The sequence below is a fragment of the Cupriavidus sp. 05T41 genome (assembly GCF_056396525.1).
This window is the reverse complement of the sequence record NZ_JBFTLQ010000012.1, coordinates 37164-51929: the sequence shown is the minus strand read 5'-3', so window position 1 is coordinate 51929 and position 14766 is coordinate 37164. Positions and strand designations below refer to the sequence as shown.

The 14766-nt window shown below is 65.3% G+C and carries 14 protein-coding genes; 1 reads left to right on the top strand and 13 read right to left on the bottom strand.

Annotated elements, in window-relative coordinates:
• Window positions 1-3 precede the first annotated feature (3 nt).
• The 7 genes from AC1DKV_RS09995 to AC1DKV_RS09965 form a co-directional block, all read right to left on the bottom strand.
• The gene (locus tag AC1DKV_RS09995; protein ID WP_441614011.1) at window positions 4-1581 is read right to left on the bottom strand and encodes an aldehyde dehydrogenase (NADP(+)); all 1578 of its coding nucleotides are present in this window, start codon (window positions 1579-1581) and stop codon (window positions 4-6) included.
• Entirely contained in the window at window positions 1578-2219 is a 642-nt protein-coding gene (locus AC1DKV_RS09990; RefSeq protein ID WP_441614010.1) for a cysteine hydrolase family protein, read from the bottom strand. The genes AC1DKV_RS09995 and AC1DKV_RS09990 overlap by 4 nt, the downstream gene beginning before the upstream one ends.
• A gap of 413 nt (window positions 2220-2632) precedes the next feature.
• Entirely contained in the window at window positions 2633-3451 is an 819-nt protein-coding gene (locus AC1DKV_RS09985) for an SDR family NAD(P)-dependent oxidoreductase (RefSeq protein WP_441614009.1), read from the bottom strand.
• Window positions 3452-3483: 32 nt separating this feature from the next.
• Window positions 3484-3885 carry a Zn-ribbon domain-containing OB-fold protein gene (locus tag AC1DKV_RS09980; RefSeq protein WP_441649729.1) on the bottom strand — a complete coding sequence of 134 codons (402 nt, stop codon included), beginning with the start codon at window positions 3883-3885 and terminating at the stop codon, window positions 3484-3486.
• A 4-nt stretch (window positions 3886-3889) separates the two neighbouring features.
• Window positions 3890-5056, bottom strand: a complete 1167-nt coding sequence (locus tag AC1DKV_RS09975; protein WP_441614007.1) for a thiolase domain-containing protein — start codon at window positions 5054-5056, stop codon at window positions 3890-3892.
• A gap of 11 nt (window positions 5057-5067) precedes the next feature.
• A complete protein-coding gene (locus tag AC1DKV_RS09970; RefSeq protein ID WP_441614006.1) occupies window positions 5068-6636 on the bottom strand; it encodes an AMP-binding protein in 1569 nt (522 codons plus the stop codon).
• A 1-nt stretch (window position 6637) separates the two neighbouring features.
• Complete coding sequence (locus AC1DKV_RS09965) at window positions 6638-7642, bottom strand: Bug family tripartite tricarboxylate transporter substrate binding protein (protein ID WP_441614005.1); 1005 nt, start codon at window positions 7640-7642, stop codon at window positions 6638-6640.
• A 148-nt stretch (window positions 7643-7790) separates the two neighbouring features.
• Here AC1DKV_RS09965 and AC1DKV_RS09960 point away from each other — a divergent pair, with 148 nt between their 5' ends.
• Window positions 7791-8555, top strand: coding sequence for an IclR family transcriptional regulator (locus tag AC1DKV_RS09960; protein WP_441614004.1), 765 nt, complete (start codon window positions 7791-7793; stop codon window positions 8553-8555).
• Window positions 8556-8588: 33 nt separating this feature from the next.
• Here AC1DKV_RS09960 and AC1DKV_RS09955 read toward each other — a convergent pair whose 3' ends face one another.
• The 6 genes from AC1DKV_RS09955 to AC1DKV_RS09930 all read right to left on the bottom strand — a co-directional run bounded on the left by AC1DKV_RS09955 (window position 8589) and on the right by AC1DKV_RS09930 (window position 14747).
• Window positions 8589-9014 (bottom strand): cupin domain-containing protein, encoded by a 426-nt coding sequence (locus tag AC1DKV_RS09955; protein WP_441614003.1) that lies wholly within the window; start codon window positions 9012-9014, stop codon window positions 8589-8591.
• Between the two features lie 77 nt (window positions 9015-9091).
• On the bottom strand, window positions 9092-9919 hold the full coding sequence (locus AC1DKV_RS09950; RefSeq protein WP_441614002.1) for an AraC family transcriptional regulator: 828 nt from the start codon (window positions 9917-9919) through the stop codon (window positions 9092-9094).
• A 225-nt stretch (window positions 9920-10144) separates the two neighbouring features.
• Window positions 10145-11143 carry a tripartite tricarboxylate transporter substrate binding protein gene (locus AC1DKV_RS09945; RefSeq protein WP_441614001.1) on the bottom strand — a complete coding sequence of 333 codons (999 nt, stop codon included), beginning with the start codon at window positions 11141-11143 and terminating at the stop codon, window positions 10145-10147.
• 31 nt (window positions 11144-11174) lie between these two features.
• Window positions 11175-12407, bottom strand: a complete 1233-nt coding sequence (locus AC1DKV_RS09940; RefSeq protein ID WP_441614000.1) for a CaiB/BaiF CoA transferase family protein — start codon at window positions 12405-12407, stop codon at window positions 11175-11177.
• A gap of 127 nt (window positions 12408-12534) precedes the next feature.
• Entirely contained in the window at window positions 12535-13542 is a 1008-nt protein-coding gene (locus tag AC1DKV_RS09935) for a Bug family tripartite tricarboxylate transporter substrate binding protein (protein WP_441613999.1), read from the bottom strand.
• Window positions 13543-13568: 26 nt separating this feature from the next.
• A complete protein-coding gene (locus AC1DKV_RS09930) occupies window positions 13569-14747 on the bottom strand; it encodes a thiolase family protein (protein WP_441613998.1) in 1179 nt (392 codons plus the stop codon).
• Window positions 14748-14766: the final 19 nt, after the last annotated feature.

The window sequence follows — 14766 nt, the reverse complement described above, 5'->3', positions numbered from 1 at the left end:
GGATCAGGCCGTTGACGGTTCCCCGTCGGTGAGACGCCAGATACCAGAAGGATTCCGGTGCTTCAGCGCTTCAGGCAACAGCTTGTCGGGAAAGCCCTGGTAACAGACCGGGCGCAAGAATCGCTCGATTGCGCTCATGCCGACAGAGGTGAAGCGGCTGTCGGAAGTTGCGGGAAATGGCCCGCCATGGATCGACGCGTACGACACCTCCTGCGGATGCGAGAACGCGTTGATGACGATTCGCCCTGTCCGGCGCTCCAGAATCGGCAGCAGCCGGCCGGCCATCGCGTAGTCATCCGGGTCGATCTGCATCGTGGTGGAAAGCTGTCCGCCGAACTGCCTTGCCATTGCGAAGAGCTGCGCTTCGTCCTTCACCCGGATGATCAGCGCGGCAGGTCCAAAAACCTCCGCCGACAGCGATGGTTCTTCAAGGGCACGCGCGCCGTCGACTTCGAAGAGCATCGACTGGCCTTCCCACATGCCTTGCGGATCGCCGCCAGCGGCGATTCGTTCGGCCCCGGCGCTGGACAGCCGCTCGAGGTTCCTGCGATACGCGGTGTTGATGCCCGGCGTAAGCATGGTGCGCGCGTGCATGGCTTGCACACGTGCGCGCATTGCCTGCTTCATCTCTTCGTAACCCCGGCCGTTAATGGCAAGCAGGATGGCCGGCTTGAGGCAGGCCTGTCCGACAGTGACAAGCATGCGCTCGGCGAATCCATCGCCAATCTCGCCGCCTCGCGAGGCCAGCGCGGCCGGCAAGACAAAGGTCGGATTGACGCTCGTCATTTCGGTGAAGACGGGAATCGGATCAGGGCGCTGCTGCGCGCGTCGGAACAGCGCCATGCCGCCGCCTTCGGAGCCCGTGAAGGTGACGCCCTTGACAAGCGGATGATCGACGAGCGCCTCGCCGATTTCATTGCCGCCGCCACGCACGAGAGAAAAGACACCTTCATGCAGCCCGGAATCCTTCACCGCCTGCCGGATCACGCGCGCCTGCATTTCGGACGCGCCCGGGTGCGCATTGTGTGCCTTCAGAATGACCGGACAACCAGCGGCCAGCGCCGAGGCCGTATCGCCGCCGGCGACAGAGTAGGAGATCGGAAAGTTGCTCGCGCCAAAGATGGCGACCGGACCGAGGGCGATCTTCTGCATGCGATGGTCCATTCGCGCACGCGGCTGACGCTCAGGCTGGGCGGGATCGATCGTGGCCTGGCGGAAACGTCCCTGGCGCACGACATTCGCGAACTGGCGGAATTGGGCCGCCGCCTTTGCGGCTTCTCCTTCGAGCTGGGCGACCGGCAAGCCCGTCTCGAGCGAAGTCCGTTGGGCAAGCGCCTGGGCGATGGCGTCGACGCCATCCGCGATGCGCTCGAGGAACGCGGCCCGCTCTGCAAGACTGGTGTTGTTATAGCTGTCGAAGGCGTCATCGGCCAGCTTTGCCGCCCGGTCGACTTCCGCGATGCCGCCAAATGCGAACGGCGGCTCGATTTCGAGATTCGTTGCCGGATTCAGCGCCTTCATCGTGCCCGCACCTGGGGCGACTTCCTCTGCACCAATGAGAAGACCACCCGTGAGCGTCATGACTGCCTCCGCTCGACGTCAGACAGGGCAGCGGTCAGCTCGGCCGTCGTCAGAATCGCATGGGCGAAGGTGGGGCCATTGAGTTCATGCGCCGCGCGCATCATTTCCTTGCTGAATGCCGCGGTGGCATCGCGCACAAGCGTGACGTGATAGCCCAGTTCCATGGCAAAGCGGCTTGTGGATTCAATGCAGGTATTCGCCAGCAGGCCGACGATCACGACATGCGTGACACCCTGCTGTTTCAACTGGAAGTCGAGATCGGTGTTGGCGAATCCACTTTGGGCCCAGTGCTCCTTGATGATGATGTCGTTCGCCTGAGGTATGAAATCGGGATGCCATTCGCCACCCCACGTTCCCAGCTCGAATGTGTGGCGCTCCTGGACAAGGCGTTGCGTCGGATTGGGATGATCCCAGTTGTCATAGTCGCCGGGTTGCCAGCGACGGTGCGGCACGTAGAACACCTGGATATTGGCTTTGCGCACGGCGGCGACCGTCGTGCGCAGATTGTCCAGCAGTCCGACTTCGGCGGCGATTTCCTTGATCATCGGAAATACCTTTCCGCCCTCGGACAGAAAGTCGTTGTACGGATCGACCAGCAGCAGGCCGGTACGGTCGGCGCGATAAACAGGATCGGGCATCTCGGCTCTCCATGACATGCAAAGCACCGTGATTACGACGTGCGCGACAAAGGTAGCCGTCGTCCGACGGCTTGCGCGACGCAATTCCATAGCGCGTCACTGTGGCGGGGGCGATGGAGCCCGGCCGATGCAACGCTGCTGGCATGAGCTCAGGCAGGTGGCGCTCATGCAACTCCCGGCCTACAGTGCCCGGACGCTACTTCACTCACTCATGCGGTGCGCGCCGGTTCCGCGTACATGCTCCGCGTGACGCCCGCCCTGCCGAATGATCCAATCGATTCTAGGTGATCGAAAGTGAAAGAGGTAGAAGCCCACGCATGCCGGGAAGATGCCTCGCGTGGCGGTGATGGGCGCTTGCGTGGTGCACTGCATACGCTACCCAAGCTCGCCAGGCACCGCGCCGAAGCCATGTATCAGATGAATTTTCCGGTGATACCACCATCGACCATCAACTCGGTCCCCGTGATGTACGCCGCGGCGTCCGATACGAGAAAGGCGCAAGCATGCGCCACGTCCCACGCGGTGCCCATGCGGCCCACGGGCACCTGACGCGCACGCTCCTGCCTGGCTCGATCGAAGTCTTCCGCGTCGTACATCTTTGCCACCGTGCTGGCGATCCGCGGGGTATCGATCAACCCGGGCACCACCGTGTTGGCGCGGATGCCGTCGGCCGCGTATTCATGTGCCACCAGCCGGATGTATTGCTCGGTGGCGGCTTTCGTCACGCCATACGCGAGGTGGGGATAGCCGAGATAGCGATGGCCCGCGATGGACGAGATGGCGACGATGGCACCGCGCCGCTGCTCCTTCATGCCTGGAAGCACCGCTTGCGCGCACAACAGCAGGCCGCCGACATTGGCGCCGTGTATGCGCGCCATGTCGGCCGCGCTCGTTTCCATGGCGCCACCTACCTTGCCGATGCCGACGTTGTAGTGCAGCACGTCCACCGGCCCGAATGCATCGCGCGCCTCGGCAAAGAGCCGCCCGACCTCCTGCTCGAGCGTCACGTCACCAAAAAGGGCAACCGCGCGGCCGCCCTCTTGCTCGATCAGCCGCAAGGTCTCGCGGGCAGACGCTTCGTCGCAGTCGGCCACCGATACGCTGGCGCCGAGCCGGGCGTACAGTACCGACGCGGCGCGTCCGATGCTCCAGCCCGGTCCGGCCGAACCACCACCCGCAACGAACACATGCCGGCCGTCAAGGCGCAGCGGCATCGGGAAAGCTGTTTCCATGTCTCTTATCCTCACTTAGCGCGGATGATTCATCAAACCACCTCCGCGGCGAACTTCGGCGCAATACGGCCTTCCTCGGTGCGCCGGAAGACCACCCGGACCGGCATGCCGACCCGCATGTCGGCATCATCGATCTCGACCAGGTTGGTCAGCATCGTGGGGCCTTCCGCCAATCGCACGTAGGCCACCGTATAGGGTTGCGCGGCGCGCCGCAACGTGGAGAACGCGTAGACCGTGCCGCGCCCGCTGAGCGGCTTCCATTCTGTCTGGTCGCTGCCGCAGAACGGGCAGATCTCGCGCGGGTACCAGTGCACCTTGCCGCAGTCACTACAGGACTTGCCAAGCAGCACGCCTTCCTCGGCCGCGCGCCAGAATGGCAGGCTCTCGGGGTTGGCCGCCACGTACGGATCTTCCAGAAACGATGTCGGGGTCATTTTTTCACTCCCTTTCCAGAACCAGCGCGGAGTACGCATGGCCACCGCCGAGCACGAGGCCGGGCCCAGATGCCATCGCGATGGAACAGTCCGGCACCTGCACCTGCGGATGGGCTTCGCCTCGCAATTGCCTGACGGCCTCGACGACTTTGGTCATGCCGCCGCGATTCTGCGGATGGTTGTTGCACAGCCCGCCACCGTCGGTGTTCCACGGCAGTTGGCCCTTGCCGGAAATCAGGTTGCCGTCGGCCACGAACGCGCCACCCTGCCCCTTCTTGCAAAAGCTGAGGTCTTCCAGTTGCATGATGACCATGATGGTGAAATTGTCATAAATGGACGCGTACTGGATGTCCTTCGGCCCAAGCCCGGCCTGCGCGAAGGCTTCCGTGCCCGCCTTCGTGGCGCCCGTGACGGTCAGGTCCACCATCCCCCCCTGATTGGTGTGCACGGTTTCGCCGGTGCCCAGTACCTTGACCAAGGGCCGCTTGAGCGAACGCGCCACGGCCGCGCTGGTTACCACCAGCGCCCCGCCACCGTCGGTGACCACGCAGCAGTCCATCTTGTGCAGCGGATCGGCAATGACGCCCGACGCCAATACATCTTCGACCGTGACAAGCTTGGGCAGGAACGCATGCGGATTGTGTTGCGCATGGGTCGAAGCGGCCACCTTGACCCACGCCATCTGCTCCGCGGTGGTGCCGAATTCGTGCATGTGGCGCTGCGCCGCCATGCCGTAGATGGTGGCGATGGTCCACTGGCTCGGGCTGTCCCAGACGGCTTCGGGGCGGTCCGGGCTCAACGCGCGTGGCTTGACGCCTACCGACTGTCCGGTGCTGCGCGGGCGCCCCGCCATGGTGATCAGTGCCACCGAGCACTTGCCTGCCGCGATGGCCGCCGCCGCGTGCGACACCAGCGAAATGTAGGAGCATCCGCCAAGCTCCGTGCCGTCGAGCCAGCGCAGCCGCAGGTTCAGGTAGTCGGCCATCAGCAGCGGCGTGCCGCCCGGCACATCGCCCGCGCAGAAGTAGCCGTCGACATCGGCCAGCGTGAGCCCCGCATCGGCCAGCGCCCCCCTGGCGCATTCGGCGTGGAGCTGGGCGACCGACTTGTCCGGCGCGTGCCGCGTCGGGTGCTCGTAGGCGCCGCAGATATAGGCGTGGGTCTGGTTCATGGTCGGCCTCATCAATGGACGGACCGCGCACCCGCGGTCCAGTGGCGGGACCGCAGCGCCTTCTTGTCGATCTTGCCGAGCGGCGTGAGCGGCAACGCAGCGATGATCTCCACCCGCTTGGGCGTCGCCACGGTGCCCTTGGCCTGGCGCACCGCTGCGGCAATCTCGTCCTCCGACACCTGGCAGCCGTCCTTCAGTTGCACATAGGCCATGACCATCTCGCCCCATTTTTCGTCGGGAATGCCGATCACGGCCGCCGAGGCCACCGACGGATGCGCGCAGATGGTGTCCTCGATCTCCTTGGGATACACGTTGAATCCGCCCGAAATGATCATGTCCTTCTTGCGGTCGACGATGTAGTACAGGCCATCGGCATCCTTGTACGCAATATCGCCAGTGTGGAGCCAGCCGTCCTTGAGCGTCGATGCCGTTTCCGCCGGATTGTTGAGATAGCCCGACATCAGCAACGGCCCGCGCACGCAGACCTCGCCACGCTCGCCGGCCGCCACCTCGGCACCGTCGGCATCGAGCAGGCAGACGCGCATCAGCGGATAGGGGCGTCCGGCCGAAGCCAGTTGCGCATCGCTCAGGCGCGGATGATCGTGCTTGCCCAGGATCAGGATCGAGTTCGGCGACTCCGTCTGCCCGTAGCTCTGGATCAGGATGGGACCCAGAAGATCCAGCGCCTGGCGGATGCGCGAGGGCGAGGTGGGCGCCGCGCTGTAGATCAGCGAATGGAACTTCGACCAGTCGACCTCTTTCACGCGCGCGCAATCCAGCAGCGCGTACAGCATGGTGGGCACCAGCCACGTCACGTTGCAGCCGTATTTGTTGATCGTGTCGATCAGGCCGTCGGCCGAGAAGCCCCGCATCAGCGTAATGCAGCCACCGCGCATCAGCGTGGGAACCACCAGCGATCCGGCGCCATGCGAGATCGGCGCTACGCAGAGATACTTGACGTCGGCCGGCCATTCCTTGGCAGACAGGTCCAGCACCACATTGGTCGCCAGCGCGCGGTTGGACAGCATCACGCCCTTGGGGCGACCGGTCGTTCCTCCGGTATAGGCCACGCGGACCACCAGTTCCGCGTCGCCAAAGGCCACGAGCGGCGCCGGCTGGTAGGCCTGCATCGCGTCGTCCAGCGCGTCGAAACCCGGAATTGCACCCAGCGACATCCATGCCCGCACCTTGCCGCAGCGCTTGCGCAGCGCCTGGCCGCGCGCCTGGTGATAGGCGTCGACGATCACCACGCTGGCACCGCAGTCATCAAGGACGAACTCGTGGTCGGCCTCGCTGCCCATGGCGTGCAGCATGACGGAGCGCAAACCGCGCAGATAGACCGCGGCGACGATCGCAAACACCTCGAAGCGGTTCACGGCCAGTTGCGCCACGGTGTCGCCGGGCTTCAGGCCCAGGCTGTCGAAGTGCTGCGCGATCTGGCTGATGCGCTGGCCCAGTGCCGCGTAGCTGATCGTGGCATCGTCGCTGGCAAACGCCGTGCGCTCGGGAAAGCGCTCGATCGCGCCGATCACGAGGTCCGCAATCGTGCCGCCGTGCGTCAGTTCAGGAGAGAGTTGCATGTCATTCCACCGTTACGTTACCAGCCTTGATCATCTGTTCCCACTTGGGGGTGTCTTCGCGCATGCGTTCCGCAAACGCGTCCGGGGCCACCTGCGCGGGCGCCAGCCCCAGTTCCTCGATTCGCTTGACGATCTCCGGGGACTTCAGTGCATCGACCACGGCGTAGGAGATCGTCTTGCGGATCGGCGCGGGAACGCCGGATGGCACGAACATGCCAAACCAGCCCACGGGCTCGAAACCCGCGATGCCTTCCTCGCTCATCGTCGGCACATTCGGCAGCAGCACCGAGCGCTTCGGTCCCGTGCCGGCCAGCACCTTCAGCTTGCCGCCGCCCAGCTGCGCGCGTAGCGGCGAGATATCGACGAAGGCGGCGTCGACCTGCTGGCCCAGCAACGCCGTCAGCAGCGGCGCGGAGCCCGCGAACGGCACGTGGACCATCTCGAGCCTGTTGGCAGAATTGAACAGCGAGCCGTGCAGGTGCGAGGAGCCGCCATTGCCGTTCGAGCCGTAGCTGAGGCGCCCCTGATGGCCCCTGGCATAGGCGATGAATTCCTTGAGCGTGTTGGCCGGTGACGATGCGGGAACCACGAGGAAGTTGGTGGAGGTGGCCACCTGGGCTACCGGAGTGAAGTCCTTTACCGCCGTGTACGGCAGCTTCTTGTAGAGGCCGGGCTCCTGGATCAGCGCGGTGGTGGAGAGCAGGAGCGTGTAGCCGTCAGGCTTGGCACGGGCCGCCAGTGCATTGCCGATCTGGCCGCTGGCGCCTGGCTTGTTTTCCACCACGACGCTGGTCTTCCAGCGCTTGCCCAGTTCATTGCCAAGCATGCGGGCCACGATGTCCGTGCCGCCGCCGGCAGCAAACGGCACGATGATGGTGACGGGGCGGCTTGGATAGGTACCTGCCGCGGTGTCCTGCGCGGTGGCCAGCGTCGGGCCAAGCGCCAACGCCAGCATCAGGGCACATGAGGTCTGTGTCCACCGCAGGCGCAACATTGCCAAGGTCATGCTTGTCTCCAGTCTGGTTATGTGCCGTCTGTCTCCGCTACGCCAGGTGACCGGTGCGGGCTCGGCTGGGATGAAGTTTTCCGCTTATCACGATCGCTGGGAAGGCTACAATGTCCGCCTGCCGGACAAACCAACAAATGGCTAAAATGTGACGACAACGCACATCGACGATGGCAACCGCTCGTTGCAGCGTGGCCTGGACGTGCTTGACTGCGTGCGGCAACACGCCCGGGGCGGCGTACGGGTAATGGAGATCATGCGGCTTTGCATGCTGGAACGGGCTACGGTCTATCGGCTCTTGAGCACGCTGATCGCCGCGGGCTACGTGGCCAAGCGGGACAGGTACTGGTATGTGCCCGGGCCGCGCATCCAGGACGTCTCCGGCGGCGCGCCCGTCAACGAACTCGCGACGCGGCTACAACCCGTGCTGCGGCACATCAGCGAAATTACCGAAGACTCTGCATTCGCGGTGGTGCGCGATGGCGCTCAGTCACACTGCATCGCCCGCCAGATCGGCACGTTCCCCGTCCAGGTGCTGATCGTGCAGGTTGGCCGCCGCCAGCCTTTGGGGGTCGGCGCCGCCGGACTTGCGCTGCTGGCTTCGTTACCTGAACACGAAGCCGCCGCAATGATTGCCGCCAACGCCGCGACCTTGGGCAGCTACGGCGGGATGACGCCCGAACGCATGCAGCTATTGCTGAAAGCCACGCGCGAGCGAGGCTGGTCTGTCGTCGGTAACCATGTAGCCACTGACACCCTCGGGGTGGGCATTGCCATTCCCGCCACGGGCGGCGTGCCGTTGGCCGCCATCAGCGTAGCCGCGCCGCTGGCACGCATGCAGCGTCAGCGCCAGACCTACATCATCAAGACGATCCAGGACGCGCTGGGGAAGCTATTGCCGACCGGCTTATAGAAGCATCCGCAAACGTTATATGCCGGGGCCGCATCAGATCCACTGGTCGTTCTCGACAGTACGCTCGCCCGTCGCACCGTCGCCTGTGTTCACCACACCTCGCGGCTCGATCAGCAGCAGCTTCACTTCTGCGTCTGCACAGGGCTTGTGCTCGACGCCCTTGGGCACCACCGCCATCTGGCCGGCGCGCAGCACGATAGAACTGTCGCCCAAAGGGCCCGCGCGGACATCGATGCGCAGCTCGCCCTCGAGCACGATGAACGCTTCATCCGTATCGTTGTGCCGATGCCACTGGAACTCGCCTTCGACCTTCACGACCTTGAACTGATAGTCGTTCATTTCAGCGACGACGCGCGGTTGCCAGTGACCGTTGATCTGCGCGATCTTGCCGGCCAGGTCGATGGCCTGGCACTGGCCGCGTTCGGCCGGCGCGGTGGTGTGGTTCGAGGATTGGTCCATCGTTCTCTCCGTTCAAAGGTCAATGCGCCGAGGATACGCATGCTCCTTGCGTCCGTATTGAACGATCGTGGCTGTTTTCAGGTGCGGTGGACGCTGCCCGCGGCCTGGAGCCAGCGCCCCGGCGTCAGCCCGAATGCTTTCGAGAAGTGGCGCGTCATGTGGCTCTGGTCAGCAAAACCCGCGGCCGCGGCGGCGTGGGCGAGCGAGGTGCCGGCGAGCAGCATGCGGCGCACCGCATCGAGGCGCCGCATCGTCAGATAGCGGTACGGGCTCGTGCCGTAGAACGTGCGAAAGTCGTGCGACAGGCTCCAGCGATCGCGGCCCGTCGCAGCTTCCAGTTCGACGAGCGTGACGACGCGGGCGCAGTTCGCGTGCAAATAGTCGCGTGCGCGCCGCGCCGAGAGGAAGTCGCCTTTCGGGCGTCGCGTGGACGTGCCAGTAACGGCGGCAAGGGCATACGCCAGTTCGGCGAGCGCATCGCTCTGTTCGAGCGATTCGAGCGTATGGCCGACGTGCTGCAGCAACGTCGCGGTTGCCGCTGCAAGACGCGGATCGGTCGTCACGCCGCCTTCGAGGAACGGCAGCGCGCGTCCACCGAGCACATCCTGAAAGAGCGCGGGTTCAACGTAGATCATCCTGTACCGGAACCCTTCGTCGGTGCCCGCCTGGCCATCGTGAATCTCGTCGGGGTGCAGCACCATCGTGTTGCCCGGCAGGCTGTTTCGCTGGCTGCGCCGATAGTTGAAACTCTGGACGCCGGCGAGCGTGCGGCCAATGGCATAGGTGTCGTGACGGTGCATGGCATACGCCTTGCCGTGAAACCACGCTTCGATGCGCTCGACGCCTTCCATCGGCTCGGCGCACCTCACCCAGTCGGGGCATGAGAGCGCTGCTGGTCGGTTCATGATGTATGAATTTTGGCGGCCCGGGGTGTCGCGCTGCGGTACAAGCCCCCGGGCGCGGTGCGATGCGCAGCAGCTACCCGGATTGTCGCACGGGAAGATCCAGTCGCCGGTGTTGCAGGACGAACAACGGGGCCACGGAATTTCCAGACTGGCCCTGAGCGAAAAACGCCAGACCATCGGCGGCCGCTTCCGGCCCCCGGATACGCTGGAGGCCGGGCCGTCCGCTCAACGCTGCGCCGCCTGCAACTGCCCGGCAAGCGGCCGATAGTGGGCGGTCTCGGACTCAACCAGTGCCCGGATTTCCTTGCCCGACACCGCAAACGTCTCGGCGCCCACGTTTTCCGTCAGGTACCTGACGAACTCCGGCCGCTTCATCGCCTTGATCAAGGCGGTCTCGATTGACTGCGCGACAGGCTCGGGGGTCTTCCCGGCAATGCCGATGCCGATCCAGCCCGCCATCTCGTACTGCTTCGGTCCGCTCTCTGCGATCGTCGGCACGGATGGCAGCAACCGGTGCCGTTCCTTGCCGGCCACCGCCAGGGGGCGCAGCTTGCCGGAGGCGATCAGCGGCATCGCTCCGCCGACATCGATCAGCGCGACATCCACCGTGCCGCCGGCCAGGTCGGTCTGCAGCGGCGTGGCGGTCTTGTAGGAGACCTGGTTGAACGTCACGCTTGCCATCTGCTGCATGCGCAGCGCCCCGAGCCGATAGTAGGCGGTGTAGCTGCCCAGGCTGACCGAGCCTGGCGCCCGCCTTGCCTCGGCCAGCACATCGGCGAGGGTATGAAAGCGGGACGCACCGCCGGTCACCAGCAGGGCCCCGAGTCGCATCATGCCGGCCACCGGGCGGAGATCGAGTTGCGGATCATAGGACGTGGAGGCGTTGATCAGCGGGTTGATGATCATCGAGCTCGGCGAGATCATCAGCATGCTGTACCCGTCCGCCGGTGCGGACAGGAGTGCCTGCACCGCTACCAGCGAATCCGCGCCCGGCTTGTTTTCCACCACGACGGGCTGTCCCAGTTCCTCCGCCGCAAGCCTGGCGAGCAGCCGCGCGCTGGAGTCGGCGCTGCTGCCCGGGCCGAGCGGCACCAGGAAACGTATCGGGCGTGCAGGCCATGTCTCGGCATGGGCTGCGCCGATGCCGGAAATCGGGCCTGGAACGCCGGGCAACGTTGCGGCCAGCGCGAGGGCCAGCAGGCGAATGCGGGATCGCTGTGTCATGGGTGTCTCCTGTATTGGGATCGGCGGAACCTCATATGACGGCCGCCTCCCGAAGTTGCCGCTGCACGGCGTCGCTCAAGCCAAGCCATCCCCCGAAGACTTCTTCGTTGTGCTCTGCCAGGGTTGGCGCTGAACGGATCGGCCCCGCGGGCGTGGCTGACAGCCGTGGGCCCACGCCAGGCATCCGGACGGTCCCGATGCGGGGATTCTCGACGCTTTCAATGCTGCCTCGCTCCAGATAGTGGCGATCCGAGAAAATGTCCTCGATGGAGTATGTCAGCGTGTACGCAAGCCCGGCGTCGTGCAAGGCGGTCTCGACCTCAGGTACCGCAAGCCCCTTGATCCATCGGCCGACGATGGCATTCAACTCGACGACATGCTCCCATCGCTGGCGATGGGTGGCGTACCGGGGATCGTCGGCCAGCGCCGGCGTACCCATCGCGCCGCACAGGCGCCGGAACATGGCGTCGTTGGACATGGTGAGCACGAGATAACGGCCATCGCAGGTCTCGAAGATGTCCCCCGGCGCCGCTGCCGCCGCAAGATTGCCCTGCCGTTGCCGGACCTCGCCGAGCCGGTCATAGGCCGGGGCCAGGGTATCGGTAAAGCGGAAGACGGATTCATAGAGCCCGAGGTCGATGTGCTGCCCCGCCCCGCCGTTTGCGTCGCGATGATAGAGCGCCATCATCACTGCGTACGCACCGAATAGCGCGGCCTGGTAGTCCGCCATCGTCACCCCCGGTCTCACGGGAGGACGATCCGGGAACCCGGAAATATGCAGGACGCCGCTGAACGCCAGCGCGATGCGATCGAAGGCAGCGCGCTTCGCGTAGGGACCGGTCTGCCCGAAGCCGGACACGCTCAGCATGACGAGCCCTGGATTGAGCGCGGACAAGGCCTCGTAGTCAAGTCCCCACGCGGCAAGCGTTCCGGGACGGAAATTCTCTACCACCACGTCGACCTTTGTCGCCAGCTGGCGGGCCAGTGCCTGGCCTTCCGGCTTGCGCAGATCGAGCGTGACCGACTTCTTGTTCCGTCCCTCGACATTCCAGTACAGGCTTTCGTTATCGACAAAGGGACCGATCTTCCGCAATGGATCGCCGGTACCCGGTTGTTCGACTTTCACGACTTCCGCACCGAAGTCGGCCAGCAGGGTCCCGGCCACGGGTCCGGCAATCATCGTCCCCAGGTCCAGCACCTTGAGGCTGGCAAGCGGTCCCCGTCGCTGGCCGCTGGCTTCGTCGCGCATTCCCGGCTCACTCATCTGATGTACTCCTTGTCAATTTCCTGAAGACCCGGCGTCCGGGCATCCGTGCAGCCTCGCAGGCCGCCACCTCCACCTGGTAGCCGGCTTTTCCGTGGAGGATGCGCAGCGCCGGCGCGAGCAAGCGCTACACGCGGCCGGCAGCCCTGGCGGCGGCCACGACCTGCGACCATTTCCCCAGCTCCGCGCGCTGGTACTGGAGCGCCTCGGCCGGCGTTCCCGGCGCCCCTGTCAACCCGTAGTTCTTCATGCTGCCCGCGCTTGCCGGATCGGCCAGGAAGCCGTTCAGGGCGGCGTTGAGCGTGGCTACCGTGTCATCACCGGCGCGGGCGGGGACATAGACTCCCAGCCAGGTATCGACCGAGTAGCCCGGCACCGCCCCGGATGCCCTCGGTACGCCGCGCAGCTCGCTCCCGGCCGTGGAACTGGTGATGGCCAGCGGCACGAGCTTGCCCGCCCGGATATGCACTTCCACCGACGACGTGTTGGTCAGCAGCACGTCGATCTCGTTCGAGAGCAATGCCACCTCGGCCTGGACCGTCCCCTTGTAGGGAACGTGCATCATCTCGATCCCCGCCGAGAGCTGGAGATACTCCATGGCCATGTGGAGGACGCTGCCGGTGCCGCTCGAGCCGTAGGTCAGCTTTCCGGGATTCTGCTTCGCGTACCGGATCACGTCCTGAAGATTGCGGAATCCCTTTGCGGGGTTGGCGACGATCAGGGTCTCGGCCTTCGCCAGCAGTCCGACGATGCGGAAGTCGTTCAACGTGCTGTACTGCACGCTCTGGACGAGCGGGTTGACCACCATGGTGCTGCTCGGTCCGATCAGCAGCGTATGCCCGTCCGGCGCTGCCCGCGCGACGAACTGCGCACCGATCGCGCCGGTCGCGCCCGTCTTGTTCTCCACCACGGCGGCCTGTCCTCGCGCCCGGGTCAGGTGCCGCGCGAAAGCGCGAGCCATGATGTCGGTGGTGGCGCCGGGCGCGGTCGGCACGATGATGGACACCGGCCGCCCGGGGTCGAGCGCGGCAAGCGCCGGACGGATCCCTGCACACAGACCCATCGCCGCCAGCCCGAGCACGTGCTTGCCGAATGCGCGCCGTCCCGCCGAATGCTCATTGCCGAATATTTCCATGCTCGCCTCCAGTCTCCGCAGAACCGTCAAACATGCAGGATCGTTGCCGCCGCGACCGCCGCGTCATGACCAACCTGGCCGCCGTTGTTTTCGGCCAGCGCGACCTTGGCGTCGTCGCGTTGCCGTGGCCCCGCCTGGCCCCGCAACTGTTGTGTCAGTTCGACGAGCTGGGCCACGCCCGTCGCGCCGATGGGATGCCCCTTGCTCAGCAGGCCGCCGCTTGGATTGACGGATATCCGGCCATTGATTCCCGTCTGGCCGCTTCGCAATAGCGCGGGGCCCTCGCCCGGGCCACAGAGTCCTAGCGACTCGTAGTACATCAGTTCCGCGGGTGCCGAGGCATCGTGCAGCTCGGCTACGTGAATGTCGCGCGGATCGACGCCGGCTTCCTCGTACGCCTGGAATGTGGCGCGGACGGCGGCAGGCTTCCCGCTGCCCTCAGGCGTTCCGGAGACGATGACCGATCCACCCACCCACACCGGGCGCCGCGCGGAAAGGCGCGCGGCGCGTTCGGGAGAGCAGACGACGATGGCGGCTGCGCCGTCGCCGATCGACGAGCACATCTGCAGCGTCAGCGGATCGCTGATGACCCGGCTCGCCAGCACGTCCGGGACTGTCGTCTCCGCCCGAAACTGGGCATTCGGATTCAACGAGGCGGCCCTGCGGCTCTTGACCACGATCCCCGCCAGGTCCGCGCGCGTGGCGCCGGTCTGCGCCATGTACTTGCGGGTTCGGGCGGCGTAGATATCCATGAAGATGGACCCGCTTCCCGCGCCGACGTGTTCCGGCTGCTTCTCGTCGAGATCGACAGCCGTGGCCAGCGCCGCCAGCGAAACCCGCTTGTCCGGATGCGTCATGCGTTCGGCGCCCACCACCAGCGCGGCCTGTACCCTGCCGCTGCACACCGCCCTCCAGGCCAGATGGAATGCCGTGCTTCCCGATGCGCAGGCATTCTCGACATTGAAGATCGCCTGCCCCCGCAGTCCGAGAAAGCGAAGCGCCGCCTGCCCGCGAATCATTTCCTGCCCGGTGATCATGCCCCCGACCGCATTCGAGAAATACACCTCGTCCACGTCATCCGGCTGCATTCCGGCATCGCCGAGGGCCGCCCTCGCGGCCTGCTCGGCAAGGTGCCGGACCGTGAGATCGGGAAACTTGCCGAACGGCGTCATGCCGACCCCGACAATTGCACATGCCTGTTTCATCTATGGCTCCGGTGAGATT

Coding starts and splice junctions, on each gene's coding strand:
- AC1DKV_RS09995 (WP_441614011.1), bottom strand. CDS start 1,581: ATGACGCTCACGGGTGGTCTTCTCATTGGTGCAGAGGAAGTCGCCCCA.
- AC1DKV_RS09990 (WP_441614010.1), bottom strand. CDS start 2,219: ATGCCCGATCCTGTTTATCGCGCCGACCGTACCGGCCTGCTGCTGGTC.
- AC1DKV_RS09985 (WP_441614009.1), bottom strand. CDS start 3,451: ATGGAAACAGCTTTCCCGATGCCGCTGCGCCTTGACGGCCGGCATGTG.
- AC1DKV_RS09980 (WP_441649729.1), bottom strand. CDS start 3,885: ATGACCCCGACATCGTTTCTGGAAGATCCGTACGTGGCGGCCAACCCC.
- AC1DKV_RS09975 (WP_441614007.1), bottom strand. CDS start 5,056: ATGAACCAGACCCACGCCTATATCTGCGGCGCCTACGAGCACCCGACG.
- AC1DKV_RS09970 (WP_441614006.1), bottom strand. CDS start 6,636: ATGCAACTCTCTCCTGAACTGACGCACGGCGGCACGATTGCGGACCTC.
- AC1DKV_RS09965 (WP_441614005.1), bottom strand. CDS start 7,642: ATGACCTTGGCAATGTTGCGCCTGCGGTGGACACAGACCTCATGTGCC.
- AC1DKV_RS09955 (WP_441614003.1), bottom strand. CDS start 9,014: ATGGACCAATCCTCGAACCACACCACCGCGCCGGCCGAACGCGGCCAG.
- AC1DKV_RS09950 (WP_441614002.1), bottom strand. CDS start 9,919: ATGAACCGACCAGCAGCGCTCTCATGCCCCGACTGGGTGAGGTGCGCC.
- AC1DKV_RS09945 (WP_441614001.1), bottom strand. CDS start 11,143: ATGACACAGCGATCCCGCATTCGCCTGCTGGCCCTCGCGCTGGCCGCA.
- AC1DKV_RS09940 (WP_441614000.1), bottom strand. CDS start 12,407: ATGAGTGAGCCGGGAATGCGCGACGAAGCCAGCGGCCAGCGACGGGGA.
- AC1DKV_RS09935 (WP_441613999.1), bottom strand. CDS start 13,542: ATGGAAATATTCGGCAATGAGCATTCGGCGGGACGGCGCGCATTCGGC.
- AC1DKV_RS09930 (WP_441613998.1), bottom strand. CDS start 14,747: ATGAAACAGGCATGTGCAATTGTCGGGGTCGGCATGACGCCGTTCGGC.